General features: G+C 45.4%; 17 protein-coding genes and 1 pseudogene. 16 read left to right on the top strand and 2 right to left on the bottom strand.

The annotated features are described in order from the left end of the window. The first annotated feature begins 250 nt into the window (after window positions 1-250). From ACVA58_RS00660 to ACVA58_RS00645, 4 genes and pseudogenes are all read left to right on the top strand, one after another. Window positions 251-1,105 (top strand): hypothetical protein, encoded by an 855-nt coding sequence (locus ACVA58_RS00660; RefSeq protein ID WP_446508546.1) that lies wholly within the window; start codon window positions 251-253, stop codon window positions 1,103-1,105. 62 nt (window positions 1,106-1,167) lie between these two features. After that, entirely contained in the window at window positions 1,168-2,124 is a 957-nt protein-coding gene (locus ACVA58_RS00655) for an alpha/beta hydrolase (RefSeq protein WP_446508545.1), read from the top strand. A gap of 87 nt (window positions 2,125-2,211) precedes the next feature. Further along, entirely contained in the window at window positions 2,212-2,715 is a 504-nt protein-coding gene (locus ACVA58_RS00650; RefSeq protein WP_446508544.1) for a hypothetical protein, read from the top strand. Between the two features lies 1 nt (window position 2,716). After that, window positions 2,717-3,141 (top strand): annotated as a pseudogene (locus tag ACVA58_RS00645) (response regulator); the annotation flags it as partial. A gap of 31 nt (window positions 3,142-3,172) precedes the next feature. Here ACVA58_RS00645 and ACVA58_RS00640 read toward each other — a convergent pair. Further along, entirely contained in the window at window positions 3,173-8,140 is a 4,968-nt protein-coding gene (locus tag ACVA58_RS00640) for a beta strand repeat-containing protein (RefSeq protein ID WP_446508543.1), read from the bottom strand. 258 nt (window positions 8,141-8,398) lie between these two features. Next, window positions 8,399-9,328 (bottom strand): hypothetical protein, encoded by a 930-nt coding sequence (locus ACVA58_RS00635; RefSeq protein ID WP_446508542.1) that lies wholly within the window; start codon window positions 9,326-9,328, stop codon window positions 8,399-8,401. 310 nt (window positions 9,329-9,638) lie between these two features. Here ACVA58_RS00635 and ACVA58_RS00630 point away from each other — a divergent pair, with 310 nt between their 5' ends. From ACVA58_RS00630 to ACVA58_RS00575, 12 genes are all read left to right on the top strand, one after another. Continuing rightward, a complete protein-coding gene (locus ACVA58_RS00630; RefSeq protein ID WP_446508541.1) occupies window positions 9,639-10,898 on the top strand; it encodes a PP2C family protein-serine/threonine phosphatase in 1,260 nt (419 codons plus the stop codon). Next, the gene (locus ACVA58_RS00625; RefSeq protein WP_446508540.1) at window positions 10,850-11,182 is read left to right on the top strand and encodes an STAS domain-containing protein; all 333 of its coding nucleotides are present in this window, start codon (window positions 10,850-10,852) and stop codon (window positions 11,180-11,182) included. The genes ACVA58_RS00630 and ACVA58_RS00625 overlap by 49 nt, the downstream gene beginning before the upstream one ends. A gap of 11 nt (window positions 11,183-11,193) precedes the next feature. Next, the gene (locus ACVA58_RS00620) at window positions 11,194-12,375 is read left to right on the top strand and encodes a sugar phosphate nucleotidyltransferase (protein ID WP_446508539.1); all 1,182 of its coding nucleotides are present in this window, start codon (window positions 11,194-11,196) and stop codon (window positions 12,373-12,375) included. 18 nt (window positions 12,376-12,393) lie between these two features. Beyond that, complete coding sequence (locus ACVA58_RS00615; RefSeq protein ID WP_446508538.1) at window positions 12,394-12,843, top strand: ATP-binding protein; 450 nt, start codon at window positions 12,394-12,396, stop codon at window positions 12,841-12,843. A 99-nt stretch (window positions 12,844-12,942) separates the two neighbouring features. After that, a complete protein-coding gene (locus ACVA58_RS00610; RefSeq protein ID WP_446508537.1) occupies window positions 12,943-15,012 on the top strand; it encodes a glycoside hydrolase family 2 protein in 2,070 nt (689 codons plus the stop codon). 2 nt (window positions 15,013-15,014) lie between these two features. Further along, window positions 15,015-16,682, top strand: a complete 1,668-nt coding sequence (locus ACVA58_RS00605) for a glycoside hydrolase family 9 protein (protein ID WP_446508536.1) — start codon at window positions 15,015-15,017, stop codon at window positions 16,680-16,682. 15 nt (window positions 16,683-16,697) lie between these two features. Then, window positions 16,698-18,563 carry a glycosyltransferase family 2 protein gene (locus ACVA58_RS00600; protein WP_446508535.1) on the top strand — a complete coding sequence of 622 codons (1,866 nt, stop codon included), beginning with the start codon at window positions 16,698-16,700 and terminating at the stop codon, window positions 18,561-18,563. Continuing rightward, the gene (locus ACVA58_RS00595; protein ID WP_446508534.1) at window positions 18,553-19,875 is read left to right on the top strand and encodes a DUF3131 domain-containing protein; all 1,323 of its coding nucleotides are present in this window, start codon (window positions 18,553-18,555) and stop codon (window positions 19,873-19,875) included. Before ACVA58_RS00600 ends, ACVA58_RS00595 begins: the two co-directional genes overlap by 11 nt. Before the next feature lie 26 nt (window positions 19,876-19,901). Beyond that, entirely contained in the window at window positions 19,902-21,305 is a 1,404-nt protein-coding gene (locus ACVA58_RS00590; protein ID WP_446508533.1) for a DUF3131 domain-containing protein, read from the top strand. A 20-nt stretch (window positions 21,306-21,325) separates the two neighbouring features. Then, complete coding sequence (locus ACVA58_RS00585; protein WP_446508532.1) at window positions 21,326-22,708, top strand: DUF3131 domain-containing protein; 1,383 nt, start codon at window positions 21,326-21,328, stop codon at window positions 22,706-22,708. Next, window positions 22,705-23,949 carry a hypothetical protein gene (locus tag ACVA58_RS00580; RefSeq protein ID WP_446508531.1) on the top strand — a complete coding sequence of 415 codons (1,245 nt, stop codon included), beginning with the start codon at window positions 22,705-22,707 and terminating at the stop codon, window positions 23,947-23,949. The genes ACVA58_RS00585 and ACVA58_RS00580 overlap by 4 nt, the downstream gene beginning before the upstream one ends. A 254-nt stretch (window positions 23,950-24,203) precedes the next feature. Beyond that, window positions 24,204-25,481: a glycosyltransferase gene (locus tag ACVA58_RS00575; protein ID WP_446508530.1), complete on the top strand. Its 1,278-nt coding sequence runs from the start codon at window positions 24,204-24,206 to the stop codon at window positions 25,479-25,481. Window positions 25,482-25,504 lie beyond the last annotated feature (23 nt).

Genomic DNA, 25,504 nt, shown 5'->3' with positions numbered 1-25,504 from the left:
TTATTGGGATATGTCTTAGGTCCCATTGGCGCACTGCTGATGTATCTGAGTAAGGATCGAAGGCATGTTACCTGCCCATCATGTCATGCTGAGATTAACAAGCGGTCATATATCTGTCCAAAGTGCCATGTAAAAGTTGGTGTCAATGCAACAACTGTGCAAGAAGGATGATATGAACAGAGGAAAGCAAAGAACCAAGCAAAGATTGACTACATCGTTATCTCCATTGGTTCAGACTGAGATAACATCAATGTTTTCCCAGCGTAGAGTAGTGGCTTTTGCAGGCATTATAGTGACGGTGTTGCTCGCTCAAGTCGGTTACTTCTATTGGCAATATAACCAAGGGTTGGTTGATTATCAGTCTGTGCAAAGGCAGTTTGATGAGTATGAGCAACAATTATTGGATAAGCAGCGGCTGATTGATGATTTTCAGCAGCAACTAGTATCTAAGCAAGCGCAGCTAGAAGAGCAGCAGATAGTGATAGATGAGCTCGATGAACGTTTAATCGTGCTGGATGAAAAATATGTGTCTTTAAAGCAGGAGATTAGTACTGTCAGTACCATTCTGGTTGACAAGAACAGTGAAATTGCAGTCCTTGAACAAAAGTATGCTGATTCTCAACAAGCGCTGAAGAAGAAAAGCTCACAGCTTTATAGTGTACAGCGGCGTTTTGAGCGAGACGTGAACAGTGCTATTGCAAAAGAGCGCCGGCAGTTGACGGAATCTCAATTGATGGTGGACCAAGAGCTTGCTCAACTCCAATCTCAAGAGGCTGAAATCAGTGCCAAGATTTCTGATGTCGATGAGTGGGAAAGAAAACGTGCAGAGTTTGAGAAACTGTATGCAAGTTCAGCGCTTGAAAAGCAGAATGAAGAGCGGGTGAATAACTTAATGGATCAATTTAATGAGCTGCGTGTTGATCTGGGCGTGGTCAATGAATGCGATAAAGATTACTTGTACCGTTACAATGAAGCAAAAAGCTTGCTCAACCATATAAGAACATTTATTCAAAAGTACGAAATGCGTGAAGAGTTTTATTATTACGTGATTTCCAACGACAGCATGATTAACTCACAAAATCGTAAGTTATGTGTGGTTGATTAGGTAGGCTTACTTTAGTTATACCTAATAAGCGTATTGAAGGTGTATGAAGTACGAGGGACCGAATGAAAAAATCGCAGTGGGTTATCATTTGTTTTGCGGTCATTGCTGCTCTTTATGTATTTAGCCCTCGGGTTGATACTTCATATACTTATGTTGAGGTTTCGATTCCTCAACAAGTTGATCATTTTATTGTTACGAAGGAGCAGCAGTTTTCTGATATCACTCCAGGTACGGAAAAAAAGATCACTTGGGCTGGTGAACTGAATCGTTCGACAGAGTATGCGGTTGTTTACTTACATGGATTTTCATCGTCACGGCAAGATACAGCGCCATTAGCGCAATTGGTCGCCAGTGAGCTTGGCGCGAACTTATTTGAAACGCGCTTGAGAGGACATGGTCGCCCAGCTGATAGCATGAAGCAGGTAACGGTGAATGATTGGCTCAATGATGCTCGACATGCCTATGAGATAGGAGAGTTGCTCGGGGATAAGGTTATTGTTATAGGCTTATCAACCGGTGCGACACTTGCTTTATGGTTAGCGTCTCAACCTGAATTGTTAAAACTCAGCCACACCGTTTTGATTTCTCCTAATATGGGGCCTGCCGATAGCAACGCCGAGCTACTGCTGATGCCGATGGGAAATGAAATTGCCAAGTTAGTTATCGGTGACTACCGTGAATGGAAGCCTGTGAATGACGCGCAAGCTCGGTACTGGACGACACGTTATCCTGTTGAGGCATTGGTGACCATGATGGGGGTGGTTGAGGTAACGCGCAATCAACCTCTTGAGCAAATCGAAACGCCGGTTTTGACCTTCTACTCAGAGCAAGACCGTATTGTGGATATAGCAAAAACACAAGCTATGCTTGAACGCTTACCTGAAAATTATCGCCAATCAGTTGTTATTTCTGGTAGTGGTGACAAGCTTCAACATGTTTTAGTGGGGGATATTTTGTCCCCTCATACAACAGGGCAAGTGGCGAAAAAAATTACTGAATTTATCAATAATTCAGGATGAAAACCGTGTTTAGTCAGTTTTGGAATAGGTTACTTATAAAGCATAAATTGTTTTTTCTGGTTGGGATGCCATTGTGCCTTTCGCTTTTTGTTGGTTAATCGCCAACTTACACACATTATTCTTCAGGTTGCTTCTCTTGAAAAAGCTCAACATGCTGTTAAGTTTTTAGAAGACTTGTCTCAGTATCACTTCTCAAACCGACTTGCTATTGTGGAAAATAAAGAACAAAGCAATTATAGCCTTGCAAGTGATTTACGTAATGATGTTGGGGCGCTATTTGGCATCGGTATAAATACTCGGCTTGATGCGTCATCACAACTTGCACTGGCTGCAGAAAATAACAAGCAAGTTGTGATAGTCAGTGAGAATAGCCTTACGCCTTTGAGTACACTTATCGAGTTAGTTGAAGGGCTTAAAAGTGAGCATCGGACACTGTGCCTAATTAGGAACATGAATAGCGAGGCAGTTGATTTTGGTAACAGTATCGATTCGCTACTCACTTACCCATTACTTGGCAATCGTTTGTTGAAAGCTTTCCAACATTTCTATGAACTGACGGTCGGTAGTCAACGTCAAGCTAGATGCATCTAGCGACCAGAATCAAATACCGCATGTGTTGCTGGTGGAAGATAACCTGGTAAACCAGAAAGTGGCATCACTTCATCTAAAGAAGGCGGGTTATGATTACGACATTGCGAATAATGGTCAGGAAGCTGTCGAAATGTTTTCATCTGACCGTACTTTCTCACTGATTCTAATGGATTGCATGATGCCGATAAAAGATGGCTTTGAAGCAACGAAAGAGATCAGAGAGTTCGAGGTCAAAGCCAACTGCCGAAAATACCGATCATCGCTCTAACGGCCAGTGTGGTCGACGATGATATTCAAGCATGTTTCGATGCTGGTATGGATGCTTATGTCCCTAAGCCTGTAAGAAGAGACAAATTGCTTCATGAAATAGACAGCTTATGTCGGGGGGATAAAAGAAAACCCCGGCAATACCGGGGTTTAGATTAAGCATTGTTGGAATGATTAGTCGCTTAAGATCCTAGAGTTCAGAGCCATTGAAGCTGATTTGGTCGCTCTCATTGTCACTCCAGATAGTGACCTCTTTACCCTCGTCATTGGAGAAGGTATAGCCCTGAAGTGACGCCGTCTCGATATTGCTGGCTTCGTAGGCCGCACGGAGATCTGCTGACATTTCAGGCGCCTCGGTGGCCATTTCCCAACCGTACCCTTCAAGATCTAATTTACCTGCACCTGTACAGACAAACTGGCCGTTGCTGGTATCATCTGCCGTATTATTGGCAAGGATCTTATCGAGGCCCACTTTAAGCTCTGCGTCAGTGGCATCGATAACAACGGCTTCCAGCTCTTGGTAGGCTGTGGCTGTCATATCGATGATCTGGCCATCACCCGCGTTACCGACTTGCAGCAAGTCAAAGCCTTCACCACCGCTGAAGTGGACGCTGACACCGTCGGTATTGTCGATATCTTCTTTATCGAAGACCAAAATGTCATTACCACTACCTGCGTAGAGTTGGTCAAGGCCCGTACCGCCATCCAAGATATCATTACCTTCTTGACCAAACAGGATATCGTCGCCACTGCCGCCATCAAGGCTATCGTTGCCGATACCACCATCGAGGTTATCGTTGTTGCTGCCACCTAGCAGGGTGTCGTTGCCTACACCGCCAGACAGAGTATCGTTACCGCCGTCACCGATGAGCTTATCGTCACCTTCGGCACCGAATAAGGTATCGTTACCCCCATCACCGTCTAGGGTATCATTACCGGCTTCACCGAAAAGGGTATCGTTGTTACCACCGCCCCTTAGGGTATCAGCACCGCCACCACCATAGAGGGTATCATCACCACCGTCACCTTTGATAAAGTCATTACCGGCTTCCCCGCGCAGTAAGTCATTGCCAGAGCCGCCGTACATCGAGTCATTACCTTCGCCACCTTCAAGGCTGTCGTTGCCGGATTCACCATAAAGCTTGTCGTTGCCTAGCCCGCCTTTTAGGACGTCATCACCACTACCGGCTTTGATGGTATCGTTACCTTCACCACCATCGATAGAATCATTCCCCGTACCTGCAGTGACCGTGTCATTACCAGCACCAGCAAGAATCGTGTTGATACCGTTGTCAGCAGATATGGTGTCGTCACCGTCACCGGCATCGATTTGGTCATTGCCGCTACCTGCGGTAATTTTGTCATCGCCAGCGCCTGCGCTAACGGTGTTGTCACCATCGCCTGCATTGATGGTGTTGCTACCCAGAGTTGCATCAATCTGGTCATTACCGCTGCCTGATGTGATATTGTCGTTACCGTCACCTGCAGTAATTTGGTTGTGACCATCACCGGCATTAATGGTGTCATTACCTAGGCCGCCATCAATGACATCATGGCCCGATCCCGTTGTAATGATATCTGCACCTGCGCCAGCAGCAACCGTGTTGTTACCGCTGCCTAGGTTAATGCTGTCATTACCACCGGAGAGTTCGTTGACAGTATTGTTGCCGTCGCCTGCCACGATAACATCATCACCTTCACCACCATCGATAATATTGTTGCCTTCACCAGCATCTATCGTGTCATTACCCGTATTACCCTGGATATTGTCATTACCAGCAAAGGTTTCAATTTTGTCATCACCTTCACCGCCATCGACGGTATCGTTACCGGTGCCGCCGTAGATGGTATCTTGGCCTATACCGCCAAATAGGGTATTGCTACCTGCCGTGCCGTGAAGTTCATCGTCACCTTCTCCGCCTGACAAGGTATCATCACCTTCACCGGCAAACAGCTTGTCATTACCTAGGCCACCACTGATTTGGTCATTTCCAGCGCCACCCACCAAGGTATCAACACCTTCACCACCGGATAGGGTATCTTTGCCCTCACCACCTTCGAGAAGGTCGTCACCCGCACCACCGGATAGATTGTCATTACCCGCCGCACCATACATGGTGTCGTTGCCGCTTCCTGCGGTAGCTGTGTCATTGCCTGCACCACCGAACAAGGTATTGGTGCCTTCACCCAAGGTGATAGTGTTATTGCCATTTTCACCGTATACGGTGTCGTCACCTTCACCTGCGTCAATTTGGTCGTTGCCTTCACCGGCGTAAAGGATATCCGCCCCACCGCCACCAGTGATGGTATCGTTGTCGGCACCGCCATAAAGGGTATCGCTGGCTTCGCTACCGATTAAGGTATCGTCACCTTCGCCACCATAAATTTGATGGCTACCACCAACCGCAGCGGTAAGCGTATCGTTGCCGCCTTCACCCAGAACTGTATCGGCCCCATCGTCGGTAATGGTATCGTCACCATCACCACCGGCTAGGTAGTCTGCACCCACACCACCGATAAGGGTATCGTTGCCAGCACCGCCGAAGACACTATCATCTCCGTCCCCGGCATGTATGACATCGTTACCCGCACCAGCATCGATGTGGTCAGTGCCACTGCCCGCACGAATGGTATCAGCACCCGCACCAGCGAAGATTTGATCATCGCCAGTGCCTGTGGTGATTGTGTCGGTATCAATACCACCGTAGACCATATCATTGCCTTCACCGGTATTGATGGTGTTGGCTCCAGACTCACCGTAGACCGTATCGTCACCTGTACCTGTATCGATTACATCATTACCAGCTCCAGCAAAAACGGTATCGTTTCCAGCATTAGAGTTAATGGTGTCATTACCTGCACCACCACTGAGTAAGTCATTGTCACCCGAGCTGATTAGGGTGTCGTCACCATCTTCACCGTATAGTTCCGAAACACCTGTACCGCCATCAAGCACATCATTACCTGCGCCGCCGACTAATATATCTTTACCGTCTTCGCCCAGTAGGGTGTCATTACCGGTGCCACCGATTAAGGTGTCGTCGCCTGTACCGCCAGAGAGGTTGTCGTCTCCGGCACCAGCTAGCAAAACGTCATGACCTTCACCACCTGAAAGCTCATCATTACCTGCTGCACCTTCAAGGGTGTCGTCACCTTTATTGCCGATTAACACATCGTTGTCTGTGCCGCCGTGAAGGTAATCATTTTCATCAGAACCAGTTAGTGTATCTTCGCCCTGACCACCATAAAGGGTAGAGGCATTAAGGCCGGCATTGATGGTGTCATTACCCGCTTCACCGAATAGATCATTATTGCCACTGATGCCTTGAATGACATCGTCACCGTCTCCAGCGTAGACCTTATCGCTACCTGTACCGGCATCAATAATATCGTTGCCAGCCCCGGTAAATATCTCATCATTGCCCGCACCGGCCTGAATGTTGTCGATGCCAGCTCCTGCGAAAATATCATCATCACCGCTGCCTGCTGTTACCGTGTTGTCGCCATCACCGGCGTAGACAATATTATGTCCTTCGCCAGCATCAATTTGGTCATTACCGCCTTCGGCGTAGACCGTGTCATTATCCGCTCCCGTGCTAATGACATTGTCACCAGCACCGGCATACACCGTATCGTGGCCATCACCGGTGTCGATGGTGTCGTTACCCGCATCGGTATAAACGGTATCATCGTCTGTTCCAGCGGTGATCTGGTTATTACCGGTTTCACCAAAAATAGTGTCGTTACCTTCGCCACCATCGATGATGTCATTACCGTCTCCGGCATAAACGAAGTCATCACCCGCACCGGCTTTTATGATGTCATCGCCTTCATTGGCATGGAGGTTATCACTGCCAGCTCCGCCATCTAATACGTCACTGCCTTCACCACCAAATAGACTGTCATGGCCATTACCACCAGCCAGTACGTCATTGCCTATCCCGCCATAGATTTCATCGTCACCAGTGCCGCCATCAAGATTGTCGTCTCCGACTTCACCAAATAGTTGGTCATTACCTTCACCGCCAGTAAGAGTATCGTTATCATCCCCACCGAGCAGGAGGTCATTATCCGCACCACCATTGATAATGTCGTCACCGGTGCCACCCATAATAAAGTCATCACCGGCCCCTCCAGAGAGGTTATCAATACCTGCATCACCGTGGATTTCATCTTTTCCTTCATCGCCTGAGATGACATCGTCACCTAAGCCGCCGAACAGTTTGTCGTCTCCGGTACCGCCAGATAAGGTGTCATTGCCATCATCACCGACAAGGATATCAGCACCGGCTCCGCCCTCGATGGTGTCATCACCCAGTTCGCCGAGTAGGGTGTCGTCTCCGTCACCACCATATAGCGTATCGTCGCCGTCACTCCCAAGTAGTGTGTCGTTGCCTGAATCACCATAAAGGACGTCATCACCGTTGCCGCCGACTAATACATCACCGCCAGTGCCGCCATGCAGGGTATCGTCGTTGATGTCTCCATCAATAAAGTCGTTGCCTTCGCCACCGTAGATGGTGTCAGAGCCCTGTTGGCCGAAAAGGATATCGTTGCCGCTACCACCGCTAATGGTGTCGTCGTAGATATTGTTGGCGATCACTTCGACCGAGTCGATGTCAGAAACAGGGTTACCATCGGGATCGACAAGCTCAAAAGAAATCAATTCGTCAGAGCTGAATTTGTCACTGTTATAGGAGTATTCCAAGACAAACTCACCGGATTCGGTGACTGTAGCAGGAACCTTATCAACCACATTCCCATTGCTGTCTACAAGCTGTACAAAAATTGCATCATAGGTTTGGTTGGTGGTGAACTTGGCGTTGATTGAGCCTGTGTTATCAACTAAATAGTTACCTAAACGGACACTGTGAGTGATGGTCTCTTCTGGTTCATCTGATGCGGTATACTGGTAAACAGATTGTGCATTTCCCCAATTATCATCTGGAGCGGGTTCAGCAGGTGGTTCCTCTCCGTACTGCAGATCACCAAAGATGGTGTCAGAGCCTTCGTTACCGGATAGTTTATCGCTACCTTCACCACCAACAACAAAGTCGTCACCGCCTTTTGCTTCCACTGCATCACTACCAGAAAGGACATCGATGCTATCATCGTTTTCTGTTCCGGTTACTTTGTCGTCGTACTTAGTCCCTTCCATATTGACCTCACTGTGAATGTTGGTAACTCGGTAATGGTTACTAGATATACAGCACATTGCATGCCAATTAATTTTATGGTGGTGGCAAAGAAATTATTTGTAGTTAACTTTTTGTTTTTAAACATTTATCTTAAATGATAAAATCAAATCATTATGCAATGAAGTTTATATGTTGCTGTAACATCAAGAATAGACGGATTTATAGGCATTGCTATATGGATTTTTTGCAATCTGCAGCTGCAGATTGCGAAATGTGATTTAGAAAGAGAAAGAGTAGGCTATAGAGATAGAACCATCTTTAAAGCGTCCGGTTCCCTCGGCCCGATCAGATGAATTCCAACGGTTACCAGAATAGTTGTTGTATTGAATGGTTATAGTTCCAGGCCGCCAGTCAAAGTAGCCAAAGCCATAGGTGTAATCAGGGTTCCATGGTTGTTTCTGGGAGCTGTCAAAGTAATAAAAGGCAGTACCGTTGACATACCAATTACCAAAAATGGAGTACTTACACCCAAGGCTAAGGGTTTGGTGGCCTGACATATAAGAGGTGCTGGCAAGGTCGAAATACTCAGGCGTGTAATTAAAGTCAACTTGACAGCCAATGGCTCCTTCATCAGTAAACGTTAGCCAGCTTTTGATCGGGTCGACCACCGGAAACTTCCAACCCAATGACCATGTCCCCTGATTAAAATTGGTGACAGGTTGCTCGTCTGTTGCTTTGAAACGGTTACCCCCGTAATTGGCATACATTAGGCTGAAGGTATAAGGGCGCCAGTCGCTGTAACCGAACACATAAGTGAAGTCAGGGTTCCAAGGCTGCTGTTGGTCATGATCCCAATAATAATAGAGGGTTCCAGAGACAAACCAGTTGCCTAGAATGGTGTATTTGAGGGAAAGGGTAGTGGTCATATTGGTATTGGCCGGCCCATTGGTTGCGTTGGCCGGTATATTGGCTGCTGGTGTCTCCAGTAAAGGGTACCCAAAGCCGAGGTTGCCACTTAAGCCATGTAAAAAAGACTTATCTTCATTCTCACCCCATTCCTCGAAGGGCAGGTAAAATGAACTGGATACGCCTTTCCAAATCAAATCCGCTTCTGTTGGTTCTTCGTCTTTTCCTATAACAGGGATCTGACTTGACGGTGTCAGTGAAGGAGAGCTGGGCTCAGGAGCGTGCTTGCGCGTTTCACTCATAAACTCATCTGCCACGCAGGGCACACAAAAGAATAGAAGCGAAAAAACAATACAGAAACAACGCAAGCCCATCATCCTTGTGTGCTGAGGTGTATCAACCACTATTAGTGGCTCTTTTCATATGCAAAGTAAATCGATTGCGAGTAAATGTTTGAGGTAACGAACAGAAAAAGAACAATTTTTTGTTGTGTCTAATAAACCTTACTAGAATGTAGTTGTACATAAAAGTGATTGCATATCAGTTGATGAAAAAAAAATTGTTGTGCAACAATGAGTTTATACCTGAGTAGCATGGTTTGCGGGTGACGTAATGAAAAAAATCTTACTGGTTGATGACAGCAAAACCATGCTTTTATTTATGGAGAAAGTCTTATCCAAGCGAGGATTTACCGTCATTACGGCCAGTGATGGTATGCATGCTTTGCAAGTGTTGGAGGAGCGTCCAGATATTCAGTTTGTTCTGAGTGACTGGATGATGCCCGAAATGGACGGTATTGAATTGTGCTCAAGGGTGAAGTCGGCAGATTATGGACGATATCTTTTTTTCATGCTGCTGTCTGGCAAAGACGACAAAGAGTCTATTGTCAGTGGTATTAATGCCGGTGCTGATGACTTTGTTGTGAAAGATACTCATGTTGATGAGTTGGTTGCTCGCATTCAGGCCGGGTTTCGAACGCTAGCATTGCATAATGAAATAACGACGAAGAATGATGCTCTAGATAATGCTTACGCCACCATTAAAAAAGATTTGGAATCGGCCGGCGAGCTATTGAAGAGGCTACTGCCGACAGAAAAGTCCATGTCAGGTGTTGAGCTGAGTTATGTCTCTATACCCAGTGCGCAAATCGGTGGGGATATGTTGGGTTACATGAATCTGGACGAAGAACATGTGGCTATATATCTGCTGGATGTTGCAGGGCATGGGGTTTCATCGGCTCTGTTATCATTTTCAGTGCAGCAGAGTATTGCTGTGAGCTCTGGGCACAGCTCGATAGTGAAAACAGTTATTGATGAGCCGCCATATTACCGGATAAACCAGCCCCATGAGGTATTAAAGCATCTGAATGAGCAATACCTAAGTAATGATCAGAATTTACTGTATTTCACCATGGTCTATGCCGTGCTGAATATTAAAACCGGAAAGGTGGCGTTTTCTAGTGCTGGCCATCCACCTTTGGTGTGGCTGCATTCTTTGCGTGGAGATGCTGAATTTATTGGCCAGGAAAGCTTTGTGGTTGGGGCTTTTGATTTCGTTGAGTATGAAACGTCTTATATTCAGCTAGAGCCGGGCGATAAAGTGTGGATGTACTCCGACGGGATCACGGAAGCAGAAAAAGGCAGTGAAATGTTTTCGGAAGAAGGTTTCCGAAAAGCGGTGGTTCAATTAAATGAACAACCAACAACGTTACAAACAGAGTTGTTAGTCAACAGTGTAAGAGATTGGCAGCAGGCTGAGCAGTTTGATGATGATGTCAGCGTGCTTGTTGTTGAATGGAAAGGCAATCCAGAAAGGGAGCAGCTATGCAATATGAAACTATCAACCAAGGTCAATGCACAATTCTTCAAATAAAAGAAGAGCGCTTTGATGCGAAGTTAGCACCAAGTTTCAGAGAAGTGGTCGAGAAACTGTCGGAGGATATTGGTAGTCATCTCGTGCTTGATTTATCCGAAGTTCGTTTTATGGATAGCAGTGGCTTGGGCTCTGTAATGGCTGTTTATAAAATGCTGCGAGGTAAAAAAATCAGTGTGGTTAACCCACAACGTGCCGTTAAAGAGTTATTGAAGTTAACGCGTATGGATAAGCTGATCACCAGTTACGATACCATTGAAGATGCAGTCGCAACCATGGCGTAAAGGAGTATGGCATGAAAGGTATGATCCTCGCCGCAGGGAAAGGAACACGAGTTAGGCCGATAACTCAGATAATCCCCAAGCCGATGATTCCCATACTGGGTAAGCCGGTCATGGAGTCTATGATCCAGCTTTTTTCTGCCCACGGGATTGATAAAATTGTTGTCAATACCAGTCACTTAGCTGAAGTGATCGAGAATTACTTTGGTGATGGACATCATTTTAATGTTCAACTTTCATTTTCCTATGAAGGTGAAATTGTGGATGGCAATTTTGTCAGTAAGGCGCTGGGTTCAGCTGGTGGCATGAGAAAGATTCAGGACTTTTCTGGCTTTTTTGATGAAACCTTCGTGGTTGTGTGTGGGGACGCATGGATAGATCTTGATTTGACCGAAGCGGTAAGACGCCATAAGCAAAACGGCGGTATTGCGACCATCGTGACGCGCGATGTCGATTTGGAGGAGGTGCCTAAGTATGGTGTGGTTGTTACCGATAATTACGGAAAGGTCACGAGCTTCCAAGAAAAACCTTCAGTAGAAGAAGCGCTATCGACGCAAATTAATACGGGTATCTATATCTTTGAGCCAGCCATATTTGATTTTATTCCTACTGAACAAGAGTACGATATTGGTAGTGAGCTGTTCCCCAAATTGGTCGAAAACAATGTAGATTTCTTTGCAACCAGTATGGAATTTCAGTGGCTGGATGTCGGTAATATCAGTGATATATGGACGGTAACCAGTGACATAATGAAAGGCAAAGTGCCGGGGTATCCAATACCGGGGACACAAGTCAAGCCGGGAGTATGGGTCGGTATTAATACAGTTTTTGATTTTGACAGCTGCAATATTACGCCTCCAATCATTATTAGCAGCGGGTGTGAAATTCAACCTGGAGCAACTATAGAAGGTCCAGTTGTTATTGGGGCAAATAGTAAAGTGGAATCGGGCGCAATTATCAAACAGAGCTTGGTGAGTGAATACATTCATGTCGCTTCAGCAGCCTTTGTTGAAGAGAAAACCGTGTTTGGTGACTATTTCATTAGCCATGATGGGTACACACAATCTTTAAGTGAGCTGAATGCTGTAAACATGCTCAATGATCGACGTCAAGTGCAGTCAATGATGGGGGCGATAGGCAGTATTTCTACGTATGTGCCTTCTGCACCTGATAAAGAGGAACAGATTCTCAACTAGTTAAGTGGGGCTTACCTGATGGATTTAGTCACTGAGCGGTTTAGTAAGCAGTACAGCAGTTCTCCAGATGTATCCCGTGATATTGCTGATGATATGCAGCAATACCTGCGGAGTAATCAAGTCTCACAAGAGATCATAGATCAAGTTGAGCTATGTCTTGTGGAAGTGGTCAATAATGCGTATGAGCATGCTTATCAATATTCGGATAAATTGCCGATAGAATGCTCATGCTTTTTTAACTCGGATAACGAATTGGTCTTCGAAGTATCTGATTATGGAAAATCGATGACCAAAGATGAGTTTAACCGAGTTGTTAATGGCGAGTTTATTGAACCTGACCCTGAAGACCCGGAAACGTGGACGACATCGGGACGAGGGTTCATTATCGTGGTGCAGTTGACTGATGATCTTGAATATATTCAAAGTGGTAATAAAAACACTTTTAAAATTTTAAAGCGCGCAAAGTAGAACTTTCAAAAGGGAAATATGAGAATAATAATTTTGTTGACGTTATTCTCATTATCTTCTTGTGCTTCTTTTTCAGGTAATAATGATTGGATTGTTAATATGCAATCATTGAATGGGAAATGGCGCCTAGAGATAATTGATGAAAATGATAGTTGGGCTGGACAATATAATGTCACTGTTCCCGGGCATTGGAAAACGTCGGGCATCAATTATGCGGGCGCTGTTTATTATGACACCCAATTCGAGCTTGACGACCTAAGTAGCCATGGACGTTATTGGCTTGAACTTGCTGGTGTAGATTATGAATCTGCTGTAACTCTCAACGGCAAATATACTTCACGTCAAGTTGGCTATTTTATCCCGCACCAGATGGAAGTCACCGACCTAATTGAGTCTGGCGATAATTCATTAAATGTGTGGGTTAATAGCCCCAATGAACAACAAACAGACGACTGGTCACTGCATAAAACACTTATAAAAGGTGTATTGAATCATCATGATACCCGCCCTGGTGGGGCTTGGTCCGATAAAGGCCAAGATTGGAACTCTGGGGGGATATGGGGAGATGTAACTATCAGGCAGACTGGCCCGATTGCTTTACAGGCAGTGAAAGTACGCTCCCAAGTGAATGATTTTGAAAAAAGTATCACGTCTGCAGGCATCCAGCTCGACGTGGACTCCGTCCGTGACGTGCCGGCAACCATAGAGATGGAGCTACAGCACCAAGACGGCCACGATTCTGAGCATTACGTTATTGATGAACACATTAAGTCAGGCCAAACTTCGCTTGAACTTGCTTTACCTCAAGCGCCTCGAGCGCTGTGGTGGCCCTGGGATTGGGGCAAACCAAATCTGTACGATCTTTCAATTTCTGTTTTTATTGATGGTCAACTGACCGATCAGAAAACAGTGTCTGTCGGCTTTAGGGAGACGAAACTTGATAGTGAGAATAAACAGTTTCTGGTAAACGGGCAGCCCTACTTTGTCAGGGGAACCAATTATATTGCTAGCCAATGGCTTGGCGAAGTAACCACTGAGCAATACCAGCAAGATCTTACCTTGATGAAAGAAGCCAATATCAACAGTGTTCGGGTACATGCTCACGTTGCAGGCAAAGTGTTTTATGATTTAGCCGATAAAGCGGGTTTGGTTGTCTGGCAAGATTTTCCTTTGCAGTGGGGCTATAGCGATACACCGAGTTTTGCCTTGGAAGCGGTTCGTCAAGCCAAAGCAATGACTGACTTATTGTATAACCATCCGTCAATAGCATTCTGGTCTGGGCATAATGAACCGCCTTGGGATGCATCATGGATGCAGTATAAATACCCTTCATACCAGCTGAATCAAAACAAACATTTAACTGATAGCGTCTATCAAGCACTTACCAGAGCAGGAGACGGAAGGGTGGTGCGCAAAGCTTCATACACCCACGAGCATCCATGGTTGGGCTGGTATTCAGGTTCATATAAAGATTACCGCACTTACCAGCCCTCAATGATTGTCAGTGAATTCGGGGCTCAGGCCATGCCGAGTTGGGCCTTGATGGATGAGATCCTACAAGGTCAGATGGGGTGGCCCCTGAGAGAAGATGTTTTAAACACACTCGATTATCACAATTACCAGCATCATGAAACACTGAATATCGCCCATGTGCAACAAGGTGAATCTCTATCACATTTTTGGAATAATTCTCAGGAATATCAAAGGTTAGTAACCAAATTTGCAGCTGAGCATCTAAGGTTGAATAAAGGTGAAGGGGTCGCTGCAATTTATCAATTTATGTTTGTTGATAGTTGGCCATCGGTTACTTGGTCTGTATTGGATGTAGAACGTACCCCTAAGCCGGGCTACCAGGCGTTAAAGATGTCATATCAGCCTTTGTTGGCGGTAGCCGAGGCAAAGTTATTTTCAGGACGTTCATCAGTGACCCTGACGATCATTAATGACTCCCTAAACCAATTTGAAGATGCCACTTTGGTTGTTACGAACCGCTATAACCAAGCTAACTGGGAGTTTAATGACTTGTTGATAGAAGCAAACTCGAAATTGGTTGTGGCTACTGATCAACCTCTAAGTGGTCTTGGGTCGTACCTGTCACTTGAAGTGAAGGATAGCAAAGGTGAGACGTTGAGCGTGAACCATTACCTTGCTAAGGACTTGGAAGGTTAATTATGACAAAGATATTTGGCTATCTTTTGGCTGTAAGTGTATCGTTTTCTGTACATTGTGCCGACATCATGGTCAATCAAATGGGATATCTGCCGAGTGGGGATAAATATGCCTATGTCTTGGCAGAAGAGCCTTCCAAAGTTAACTTGGTTGCCATAGCCGATGGAAGCTTAGTAGCAAAGCTAGATAGCGTTGATATTGTTTCATTGCCCGATGAGCGCAAAGTTGCCTCTGTTGATTTCAGCCAGATAAAGGCATCGGGCTGGTATCAGTTGGTGACTGATAGCGGACGATCCGTTCCGTTTCCCATCGAAGTGGGCGCTTATGAGCCGTTGAATAAACGTTTGGTCCATGCTCTATATCTACAACGCTCAGGTATGGCGGTTAAAGATAGTTCGACAGGTATGAATCGTCCACAAAGCCATATACAAGATGGCAAAATTTACCGAACGGATGCCTTCCATAAAGTCGGCACCCACTTGGATGTCGTCGGGGGTTGGTATGATGCCGGCGACTTCGGCAAATATGTTGCCACAACAACGATAACAGTGGCGAGGTTGTTGGAAGCTTATCGACAAACCCCTCAGCTGTATTCTGATACCAAGCAACCGGGTAGTGACAAGCCAGCCATCATTGATGAATCTATTTATGCTCTGGATTGGCTGCTGAAAATGCAGCGTGAAGATGGGGCTGTGTATCGTAAAGTCTCAGGTGCGAGTTGGCCGGCAAAAATTGGCCCATGGCAAGACAACCAGGTTCGTTATATCTACGGTGTGAGTACACCAGAGACAGCAAAATTTGCTGCGACCATGGCTTTTGCGGCAAGAACAGTAAAGCCATTCGATACTGATCTGTCCCGACAATATCTTAGTGCTGCTATCCATGCGGCGAACTACCTTGAAAGCCAGGATGGTCAGTACTTTGATTGGCAGGAAGGTGATGACTCTGGCTCTGGCCCTTATATGGCGAACAAATTCGATACGGAAGCGTCATTGGATACTGATGTTGATGATCGTCTGTGGGCTTACGCAGAACTCTATATCACGACAGGACAAGAGAAGTTTAAACACGCCTTCCAAGAAAACTATGACTCGCAATGGATAGACATTTTTGAATGGAAAAACCCTGCAGTAATGGGGGTTTGGCACCTTATCCTGGCTGAAGAAAAAGGTGAATTTAGGGAGCAACTTGCCAGTGACTTGGACCAAGTGGCTTCGCAATATGCCCGGCAGGCCCATCAGTCTCCATTTCGGGTAGCTAACCAGCGTTTCATCTGGGGCTCAAATAAGATGACGGCAGAAGCTGGGATTTTAATTGCGTGGGCTGATTTTGCCAAAGGACGATTGGACAACCGCTCGTCTGTTCAGTCTCAAATAGATTATCTATTAGGGGCAAATGCCTTTGATATGAGTTTTGTCACTAACAGTGGTACTTACTCGGTTCGTAACCTTCACCATTTGTACCGCATTGCGACTGGAGTTAGCTTGCCTGGCTACTTAGTCGGTGGGCCTAATGAAATGGCGCAAGCCGGAGTAGCACCGAAAAATATGGGGATGCTGAGTTACGTAGATAGTGAGAAGTCGTATGCAGTAAATGAATTCGCTATTGACTACAACGCCAGTCTGATTGGTTTGATTGCCGTGCATCACGCTTACTTTAATCATTATTAACCGGAGTGAAAGCTCATGGATTTTTATTTCAAGGAATTCGAACATCGTAAGCCACCGGAGCCGGTGCCTCATAGTATGCCGAGAGAATTACTCTACCAGTACCTTGCAACTTGTAATCTCACGTTGGGTATTTGGTACCTGTGGTGGCGCTGGTCTTTTGCACTGAATTATGACGCGATGTGGTTTTCATTCCCGTTAGTCTTCGCTGAGTCCTGTGCTTTTATTGGCTCGGTGTTATTTACCTTCAACTTATGGAAGACCAAGGACGAGCCGAAAAAAGCGCCGCCACATACGATTAATGAATGCGTCGCTAAAGACAGTCCTGAGGGTAATGAAACAAGACCTATCAGCATCGATGTCTTCTTCCCAAGCTATGACGAAGAGCCGGAATTGGTACGATTGAGTATTGAAGATGCTCAGAAAATTCGTTATCCCCATGACATAGAAATTAAGATATTCATTCTAGATGATGGCAAGCGTCCGGCAATGAAGGCGCTGGCGGAAGCGATGGGCGTTGAGTACATAACCCGGGAAAATAATATTGGCTTTAAGGCTGGTAACCTGCGTAACGCCCTAGAGCAGACTTATGGTGACTTTATTGTCATCTGTGATGCTGATACCCGTCCATTCCCAACCATTCTTGAACATACCATGGGTTACTTCCGCGATCCTGATGTTGCTTGGGTTCAAACACCACAATGGTTCTTTGACTTACCTGAAGGCGAACGTTTACCGAATTGGTTGCAGCGTAAACTGGGTAAATGGGCAGCACCGCTTGGTCGTGGGTTCGAGAAATTCTACGGGCCGGTGAAAATTGGTGAAGATCCTTATGTAAATGATCCACAAATGTTCTATGACGTTATTCAGCGTCGTCGAAACTGGGTAAATGCTTCTTTCTGTTGTGGAGCAGGCTCGATCCACCGACGTGAGGCAGTAATGGAAGCGGCGCTTCGTAGTTACAGTGAGCAAATCAGCAAAGAGCATAATGAAATAGAAAAGCAGATCCGTAAGATCACCAAAGAGAAAGCCGTTGATCGAGATGTCTCTGATAACCTTCGCCAAGAAATTATCTTCGATACCGAATTTACCCCGTATAAATTCCATGTATCAGAAGATATTTATACCTCTATTGTTTTGCATTCTGATACCGAAAGAAATTGGCGTTCGGTTCAGCACCCTGAGGTGGAAAGTAAAATGTTGTCACCACAGGATCTCCAGACTTGGACAGTGCAGCGTTTCAAGTATTCCGGTGGCTCAATTGATATATTCATGAATGATAATCCTCTGTTTAGAAAGGGGATGAACCTGAAACAAAAGATGATGTACGGTGCCAGTTTCTGGTCAAATTTGTCGGCAGTGTGGAATATCATTTTCCTTACTTGCCCGATCATTTATTTCCTAACCAGTATCGCACCAGTAAGTGCTTATGACGTTACTTTCTACTTGCACTTTATTCCGTTCGTATTAACGGCTGAACTTGCCATGATGGTTGGTACCTGGGGAGTCGCAGGCTACAAAGGGAAAACCAACTTCCTCTCCTTTTTTCCAGTCAATATGAGGGCATTGTGGACGGTACTACGTGGTCGTAAGATCAGTTTTCCAGCGACACCAAAAGAAAGGCAGGATGGCTTTTTTGGCCACTTGGTTATACCGCAGATACTCGTCTTTGGCTTGAGCTTCTTTAGCATGTGCTTTGCTTGGTTTAGTTATTTCACCGGCATGTTTGGCAGTTATTCTATCGGCGGGCTGGTATTCAATAGTTTTTGGACCATTAACAACATGATGGCGATGTGGGGAATGATTGCTGCCGCTTATTGGACGCCACCACCAGCAGATAAGAAGCAAGAACAGGAATCTGAGGAATTAGAATATGGAATTTAAGCAAGCAGTCGTAAATGCACGGCATCATATTGTCTTTTTATTCGGACTTTTAACGGCTCTGGTCATTGCGTTCAATATTGAAACTCGTGACTACGGGCATATTTTGGGCAACATTACTTTCGAAGCAACTGAAGAGATCCCGGTGCGAGAAAGCCGCGTGCTTTCTGAAGAAGAATTTGCTTGGGCCAATACGGCGTGGACTTACTTTGAGAATAACTATCAGGAAAATACCGGTTTGGTGAATTCAGTTGATGGTTATCCGTCGACCACAATGTGGGATACAGCTTCTTATCTAATGGGCCTACTGGCGGCGGAAAAGCTGAATATAATCAGTCAGAGCACATTTGAATTGCGCATGGAAAAAGTGTTGCACACCCTTGCGCGCCTTCCGTTGATTGATGGAAAACTGCCTAATAAAGCGTATAACACCCAAACGGTTCAAATGGTGGATTACCAGAACAACCCAGTTGAAAATGGCATTGGTTGGTCAGCCATTGATATCGGCCGAATTCTTGTACCATTGAATATTATGGTATGGCAGTACCCGGCATTTAATTCCCATGTGAATGCAGTGCTCAATCACTGGGATGTTGGTGTGATGATTAAAGACGGCTACCTGTATGGCTCTCGTCCCCACAAAGATGGTGGGACTGAGATGGAATTGGTTCAGGAAGGGCGTATCGGTTACGAAGAATATGCTTCGAAAGCGATGTCATTGATGGGGCGAGATGTTTTCAATGCAATGAAATATATCGACTACCTTGAGATGCGAAATATCGATGGTGTCGAGATCCCAACTGACTTGCGTGATCCTGCGAAATTCCATGCTCACAACTATGTGGTGAGTGAATCTTATATTCTTGATAGTTTGGAATTTGGTGCCGACAGTGTGTCGAAGATTTTTGCCCATCGTGTATATAAAGCGCAGGAAAACCGTTACGAACGTACTGGTATTCTGACGGCGGTCAGTGAGGATAATGTCGATGAGGCACCGTACTTTGTCTACAACACCGTATTTTCTGACGGTAAAGAGTGGAATGCGATCACCGACCAAGGTGATGATGCCTCACACCTTAAAACGCTATCAACAAAAGCGGCGTTTGGGTGGTATGCCTTGTATGAAACGGCTTATACCAATTTGCTGATTGAAGATGCGAAAGAATTATTCTCGGATGAGAAAGGCTGGTATTCAGGCCGTTATGAAGTCGATGGCCGTGTTAATAAAGCAATTACCGCTAACACCAATGGGATTGTTTTGGAATCACTTGCTTATATCGAAAATGGAGCCTTGTTGAGCGTAGGCGTGAAGTAAACCGCAACTATGATAGGGAGTATCGAATGCGTTATATCATTGTTGGCCTTTTAGGGGTTTTGGCTACCGGTTGCGGTAACAAATACAATAGTTTTTCTGAAGATGTCGTAGACAGGAAAAGTCACTGGAGTGTTCCAAAGGCGCGTCAGGGCACGCTGACGGAGCAAGAAATGGATATGGCTCGTATTGCCTGGAAGTATTTTGAAAATAACTACCAGGAACCAACCGGGCTTGTTAATGCGGTAAATAATTACCCCTCAGTAACATGGTGGGATTCAGCGTCTTATATGGCGGGTATGGTAAGTGCATATGAGTTAGGGATCATTGAAAAAGAGGAATTTAACCGTCGCCTTATTCGTATATTGACAACCTTGAACACGCTAGATCTGTTCATGAATGAGTTACCGAATAAGGCTTACAACACCCAAACTGCGGCTAAGGTTGATTACGGTAACCAACCTGGTGAGATTGGTTATTCGGCTCTTGACCTTGGTCGTTTGTTGATTTGGTTACATATCATCAAGCACCGTTATCCAGAATATGCAACCAGTGTAGATTCCGCGGTTTTACGCTGGAACTTCTGTAACGTTGTCGACGAAAACGGCACCATGTTTGGCGCTCTGCTGGAGAAAGACAAGCCTGTGCAGTATCTGCAAGAAGGGCGTTTAGGCTACGAAGAGTATGCCGCCAAAGGCTTCCAGCTATGGGGCTTTGATACCACTCAAGCCTCTATGGCTGAACCCTACAGCACGATTAACCTTTATGGCTATGATGTCCCTTACGATACCCGTGATCCTCGTAAGCTGAAAGCTCACAGTTATGTGGTAACGGAAAGCTATGTATTGGATGGTATCGAGTTAGGTTGGGATTTGGTCGAAGACCGTTCTGGCCATGACTATAACTATTCTAATGACTGGATTGCGGAATTCGCCTTGCAGATTTATCGCGTTCAAGAAGAGCGTTATAAGCAAACGGGTATTATCACTGCACGTACTGAACATCAGTTGGCTGGGCCTCCGTATTTTGTCTATGACACCATTTATACCGATGGCTTTGCGTGGAATACCATTTCGGAAGCCGGTGAGTATCTTCCTCAATATTCCGCGGTCGCTATTAAAGGTGCGATGGGGATGTGGGTGTTATGGGATACCGAGTACACCGATTTGTTGTTTGACCATATCGCTCATTTATATGATCGTGAAAAAGGTTTCTATGAAGGGATCTTTGAGAATGGGACTGGCTTGATAAATACATTCACGTCTAACAACAATGGTATCACCTTAGAGATCCTTCTTTATAAACAAGAAGGAAAGCTGCTGAAGTATAAAGATAATGTTGCACCAAGTCTGTGGGAAAAAGCGCTTGAATCACCGTTTGGCTATGAGGGGCAGTGCTTACCTCGTAAAGGGGCTTTTAATAGTAAGCTCTAACTGCCGTTGAAAGGAAATAGATGTTGAGAAATATGGTGATTGCGGCCTCTTTGTTCTGCCTTACTTCTTGTGGGGTGGTGTACCAAGGAGTTCAAAGTGGGATGACTTCGGTTAATGAGTCGCAGATGCTGCGTCAGGGCCGTTACGGCTCATTAACCGAGCAAGAACTTGAATGGGCGCAAATTGCTTGGACCTATGTTGAAAACAATACCAACCTCACTACCGGGTTGGTGAATGCGCTGGATAACTACCCAACGACTAATCTTTCGAATTTGGCCGATTACCTTATCGCCTTGATAGCTGCACGGGAATTTGGGTTTATCACCAGTAAGGAGCACGATGAGCGATTAACATTAGTGCTCTCGTTTCTTAATGAAATGCCCTTGGGGCTGACGGGTGTACCGAATAAGGTCTATAGCACTAGCACCAGAATGATGGTCGATTATGCTAATCAGCCGGGTGAACTCGGCTGGTCCTCAATCGATATTGGTCGATTGCTTATCGCTCTGGCGATGGTCAAGCAGCGTAATCCTGAGTTTTCTGAGTATGTAGATAAAGCGGTGCTGCGCTGGAACTTCTGTGAATTAGTGACCGAAGAGGGTGAACTCTATGGGGCGGCGATCAATGACGGTAATGTCCACCGTTATAAAGAAGGGCGACTGGGTATCGAAGAGTATACCGCCTATGGTTATCTTGATTGGCAAATCGTACCTGAAAAGGCAATGATGCTAGATCCATACGAAGTGGTGACGATAAACGGTATCGATTTGTTGTTCGATGGCCGTGATCCCCGTGATTACGATGTTCTACGTCCGGTCTATAGTACACCGTACCTATTATTGGGGTTGGAATTTAACTGGGATGATATTGACGATGGACGATCATCCGACTCTGATCACACCAACGAGGTCTTGGCCACCATGGCAGATTCTGTTTACCGTATTCAGGAGTCTCGCTGGGATGTTGATCGTATCTATACCGCTCGGGGAGAGCATGTCGTCAGTGGCGAACCTTATTTTGTCTACGACGCTATCTATGCGCTGGGTACGCCGTGGATTTCGGTGGCGGAAGACGGCAGTGATCATGATGAAAAAGCGCTGGTGTCTACCCGAGTTGCTTTTCAAATGTGGGCACTTTGGAAGACTGATTATACCGATCGCTTGTTGACACTTGTTCGTGAGCTTTATGATCCCGAGCGTGGCTGGTATGAAGGGCGATATGAATTAACCAGTAGTTATGAAAAGAGCATTTCCCTGCAAACCAATGCTGGTGTACTTGAAGCATTGCTCTACAAAGCCAATGGCAAGTTGTATCAACCGACAAAAGCGCGTGAATACCGTGATGTCCAGTTTGAGTCTCGTTTTTACCACCCACAAAAATGCTTGGTGGAGACATTTAGATGAGTAGGTTATTTCAACTTGTTATTACAGCGTGTTTAGTTGCTTTCATGCCAATCAAGGCCATGGCTTCTGCGGTTGATGTAGAACTAAACTACTACTCTAAAGCAAGCCATTTGGTTAACGCTGGCCGTTACCAGCAGGCATCAGTACAGTGGCATCGGTTGACCATTCTGTTTTTGAGTTCAGAAGCAAAATTGGGGCGTAAGCGGATGTGGCAATATGCTGGGCTTTCAGAAGCATTAGCGGCCATATCGGCAGACAAAGATAATGATGCCATGGCTTACCAGTATTGGGCTGATAGCACCCGGTATTTGATGACAGGAGGGACTAACTGGAAGCAGATGAAGAAGAAGCTCCATCGGCGCTATGAGCATGCTAACACCTTACTTTCCACCCAGCTTCAGGTCGCTGATTTAGCGTCTAGTATTGATAGCGAGTGGGAAAAAGAGTTAGCAGTATTGCAAAGCTGGGATGAGAAACTATCGATATTCAGCTTTGAAAGCCCTAAGTTGGGTTTAGCCGATCGACAAGAGAGGGACATTCTCAATCAGGCAACGAGCATCCAACCTAAAGTGAGCCCTGTTTATCAACCGCCGCAGGGTGGCAAGAAGTTAAGCGGATTGAATACGTCACACAGCAAAGAGCTTCATGTTATCCCAACGGGAGAACAAGCTCTGTCATCCACAGCCCCTTCAGTGAGTGTCTCAGAAGCAACCACACCCCAAGTGGTAGAAGCTGACCGCGGTCATAGTCGTGAAGGAAGTGGAATTGACCCAGGTAGCAAGAAGGCTCTAGTACCTACAGAGTCATCGGTAAGCCGACACTTGGTTGTCTCAGATACCGAAGTTAAGCTGGAAACTGCGCCGGTGATGAGCAAAGGGATCGATATATCAGGGTCAACCCCAGTAAAAGTGACGCAATCCTCTGATCCCCAAAAAACTCAAACGTTATCTGAGTCAGTCCCTATTACTGTGCCGCTCACTGAGCCTGTTATAGAAATAAAAAAACCTGAAGTCCCCCCTCCTGTTGATGCCTCAGATAGGGTGATCGTTACTCCTCTTGAAGCAATTGAGTACGAGGAGCAAGACTTAAAGCAAATGGCTATGCCGAAAAAACAGAGTAATAATAACCAGTTAGGCATTGAGTCGGAACAAATTACTCTTCCCTCTGGACACTTCGAACAACCTGACAAACACACGGTTATCCCTTTACAGCGTAGAAGTTTTGCTCCTATTTCTCAGTAAATATTTCCAGCATAATGTTCCCGAAAACAGGTTAGCACACTTAAGGACGAGTGGTCTCCCAACCTGTCGATTGAAGCTATAGGGGTATAGATACAAGTAAATGTTCACTCTGTGATATAAAGCACCTTAAAATCACGCTTAAATGCAATTGATTGCGTAAAAAATTTGTCATTGTTATTACCGTTACTAAGCTTTATTTAAGCCCTGTTGTCGTTGTGGGTGAGTATTTAAGGAGTAACGAAGAGGGATAAGCAATGACAGCATCAGAAATAATAGTACAACAAGCTTTTAATGGCGCCAGCGACTTTTTTGATTTGACCGAAAAACAACATCAAAAACGATTATTACAACTTGCCAATACATTATATTGTTTAACTGATATCACTACTCACTACTATCAACAGCTAGCATCTTCAGATAATTGCCCTCTTGAGTTTCGATTAGCCGTTAAATTAGTGGAGTCCAAGCGTTATGTTCTCAAATTAAAACGGCCATTGATGGTTGGCGTGGTTTTCGCCATGTGGGGGGAGCATAACCGCTTAAATGAAAAAACATCGATGAATCCGAATGGTGAAGATTCGCTACGGATGAAAATGGACCAGCTCAACTGGATTGCCCAAGGCTCTGTCGTGGACTGGCATTTGTATCCGGTCGACGATGGATGTCCACATGATAGTGCGGGTATTGCAGAGAATATTCTCGAAAATAATCCGGATAAAGAGAAAGTTACGGTATTAAGGCTTACTGATGCATTACCTGCTTCTACTGGCCCATTGAAGAACTTGGCATCGGCGGATGACTCCCGTAAAGGTGGAGCAATTATTCTGGGCTGTCAGCAAGCGATGGCTGATAAAGCAGATTGTGTCATGTATACCGATGCGGATAATTCGGTGCATTTAGGCCAGTTGGGCTTATTGCTTAAACCTTATGTATCAGAAAACGCTAAAGTCGTCTTAGGTAACCGTAAGCATCCGGATTCTATTTTGGTGAAGCAAGAAGAGCGCTGGGGGGTAGGCATTAAAACGTTGCGCCATATGCAGAGAATGATTGGTCGGGCAATTTTTAGTAATAATATTAAAGATACTCAGGCTGCATTTAAGTTATATGATCGTGATGTGATAAAAGATATTCTCATCAAGCCATCAGTATATGATTTTTCATTTGATACCGATTGGATCTTTGCCTCGATGAAAGGTGAATATCCATTATTGACAGTACCATTTGCCTTTATTGATTCTGATGCTGAATCTGCGTCAATAACACAGGGGCCAATGACCACTTGGTATACATTGCTAAGTGGTTTGGCGACCGCGGCTAAAGCGCGAGATATTGATCATAACCATGAGATGGTCAGGATTTTTGAGGAGCATATTCGTAGTCATGAAGATCTTGAGTTGATTATCGATATTCTGCCTGAGCAACTTAAGGATATTGAAGATGTTGACATCGGTGATCCGCTGATTTTTGCTCCGCGAGAAATTGAACATTGGCTAGTGGAACAAAAGCAAGCCGCCTTGGAAGGTATTTTATAATTTCTCTAATGGGTAAATAAATA

The organism is Photobacterium sp. DNB22_13_2 (genome assembly GCF_052873915.1).
This window is presented reverse-complemented; position numbering and strand designations above follow the sequence as displayed.

Coding starts and splice junctions, on each gene's coding strand:
- ACVA58_RS00640 (WP_446508543.1), bottom strand. CDS start 8,140: ATGGAAGGGACTAAGTACGACGACAAAGTAACCGGAACAGAAAACGAT.
- ACVA58_RS00610 (WP_446508537.1), top strand. CDS start 12,943: ATGCAATCATTGAATGGGAAATGGCGCCTAGAGATAATTGATGAAAAT.
- ACVA58_RS00635 (WP_446508542.1), bottom strand. CDS start 9,328: ATGAGTGAAACGCGCAAGCACGCTCCTGAGCCCAGCTCTCCTTCACTG.
- ACVA58_RS00600 (WP_446508535.1), top strand. CDS start 16,698: ATGGATTTTTATTTCAAGGAATTCGAACATCGTAAGCCACCGGAGCCG.
- ACVA58_RS00595 (WP_446508534.1), top strand. CDS start 18,553: ATGGAATTTAAGCAAGCAGTCGTAAATGCACGGCATCATATTGTCTTT.
- ACVA58_RS00590 (WP_446508533.1), top strand. CDS start 19,902: ATGCGTTATATCATTGTTGGCCTTTTAGGGGTTTTGGCTACCGGTTGC.
- ACVA58_RS00575 (WP_446508530.1), top strand. CDS start 24,204: ATGACAGCATCAGAAATAATAGTACAACAAGCTTTTAATGGCGCCAGC.
- ACVA58_RS00580 (WP_446508531.1), top strand. CDS start 22,705: ATGAGTAGGTTATTTCAACTTGTTATTACAGCGTGTTTAGTTGCTTTC.
- ACVA58_RS00585 (WP_446508532.1), top strand. CDS start 21,326: ATGTTGAGAAATATGGTGATTGCGGCCTCTTTGTTCTGCCTTACTTCT.
- ACVA58_RS00655 (WP_446508545.1), top strand. CDS start 1,168: ATGAAAAAATCGCAGTGGGTTATCATTTGTTTTGCGGTCATTGCTGCT.
- ACVA58_RS00625 (WP_446508540.1), top strand. CDS start 10,850: ATGCAATATGAAACTATCAACCAAGGTCAATGCACAATTCTTCAAATA.
- ACVA58_RS00615 (WP_446508538.1), top strand. CDS start 12,394: ATGGATTTAGTCACTGAGCGGTTTAGTAAGCAGTACAGCAGTTCTCCA.
- ACVA58_RS00660 (WP_446508546.1), top strand. CDS start 251: ATGTTTTCCCAGCGTAGAGTAGTGGCTTTTGCAGGCATTATAGTGACG.
- ACVA58_RS00630 (WP_446508541.1), top strand. CDS start 9,639: ATGAAAAAAATCTTACTGGTTGATGACAGCAAAACCATGCTTTTATTT.
- ACVA58_RS00605 (WP_446508536.1), top strand. CDS start 15,015: ATGACAAAGATATTTGGCTATCTTTTGGCTGTAAGTGTATCGTTTTCT.
- ACVA58_RS00620 (WP_446508539.1), top strand. CDS start 11,194: ATGAAAGGTATGATCCTCGCCGCAGGGAAAGGAACACGAGTTAGGCCG.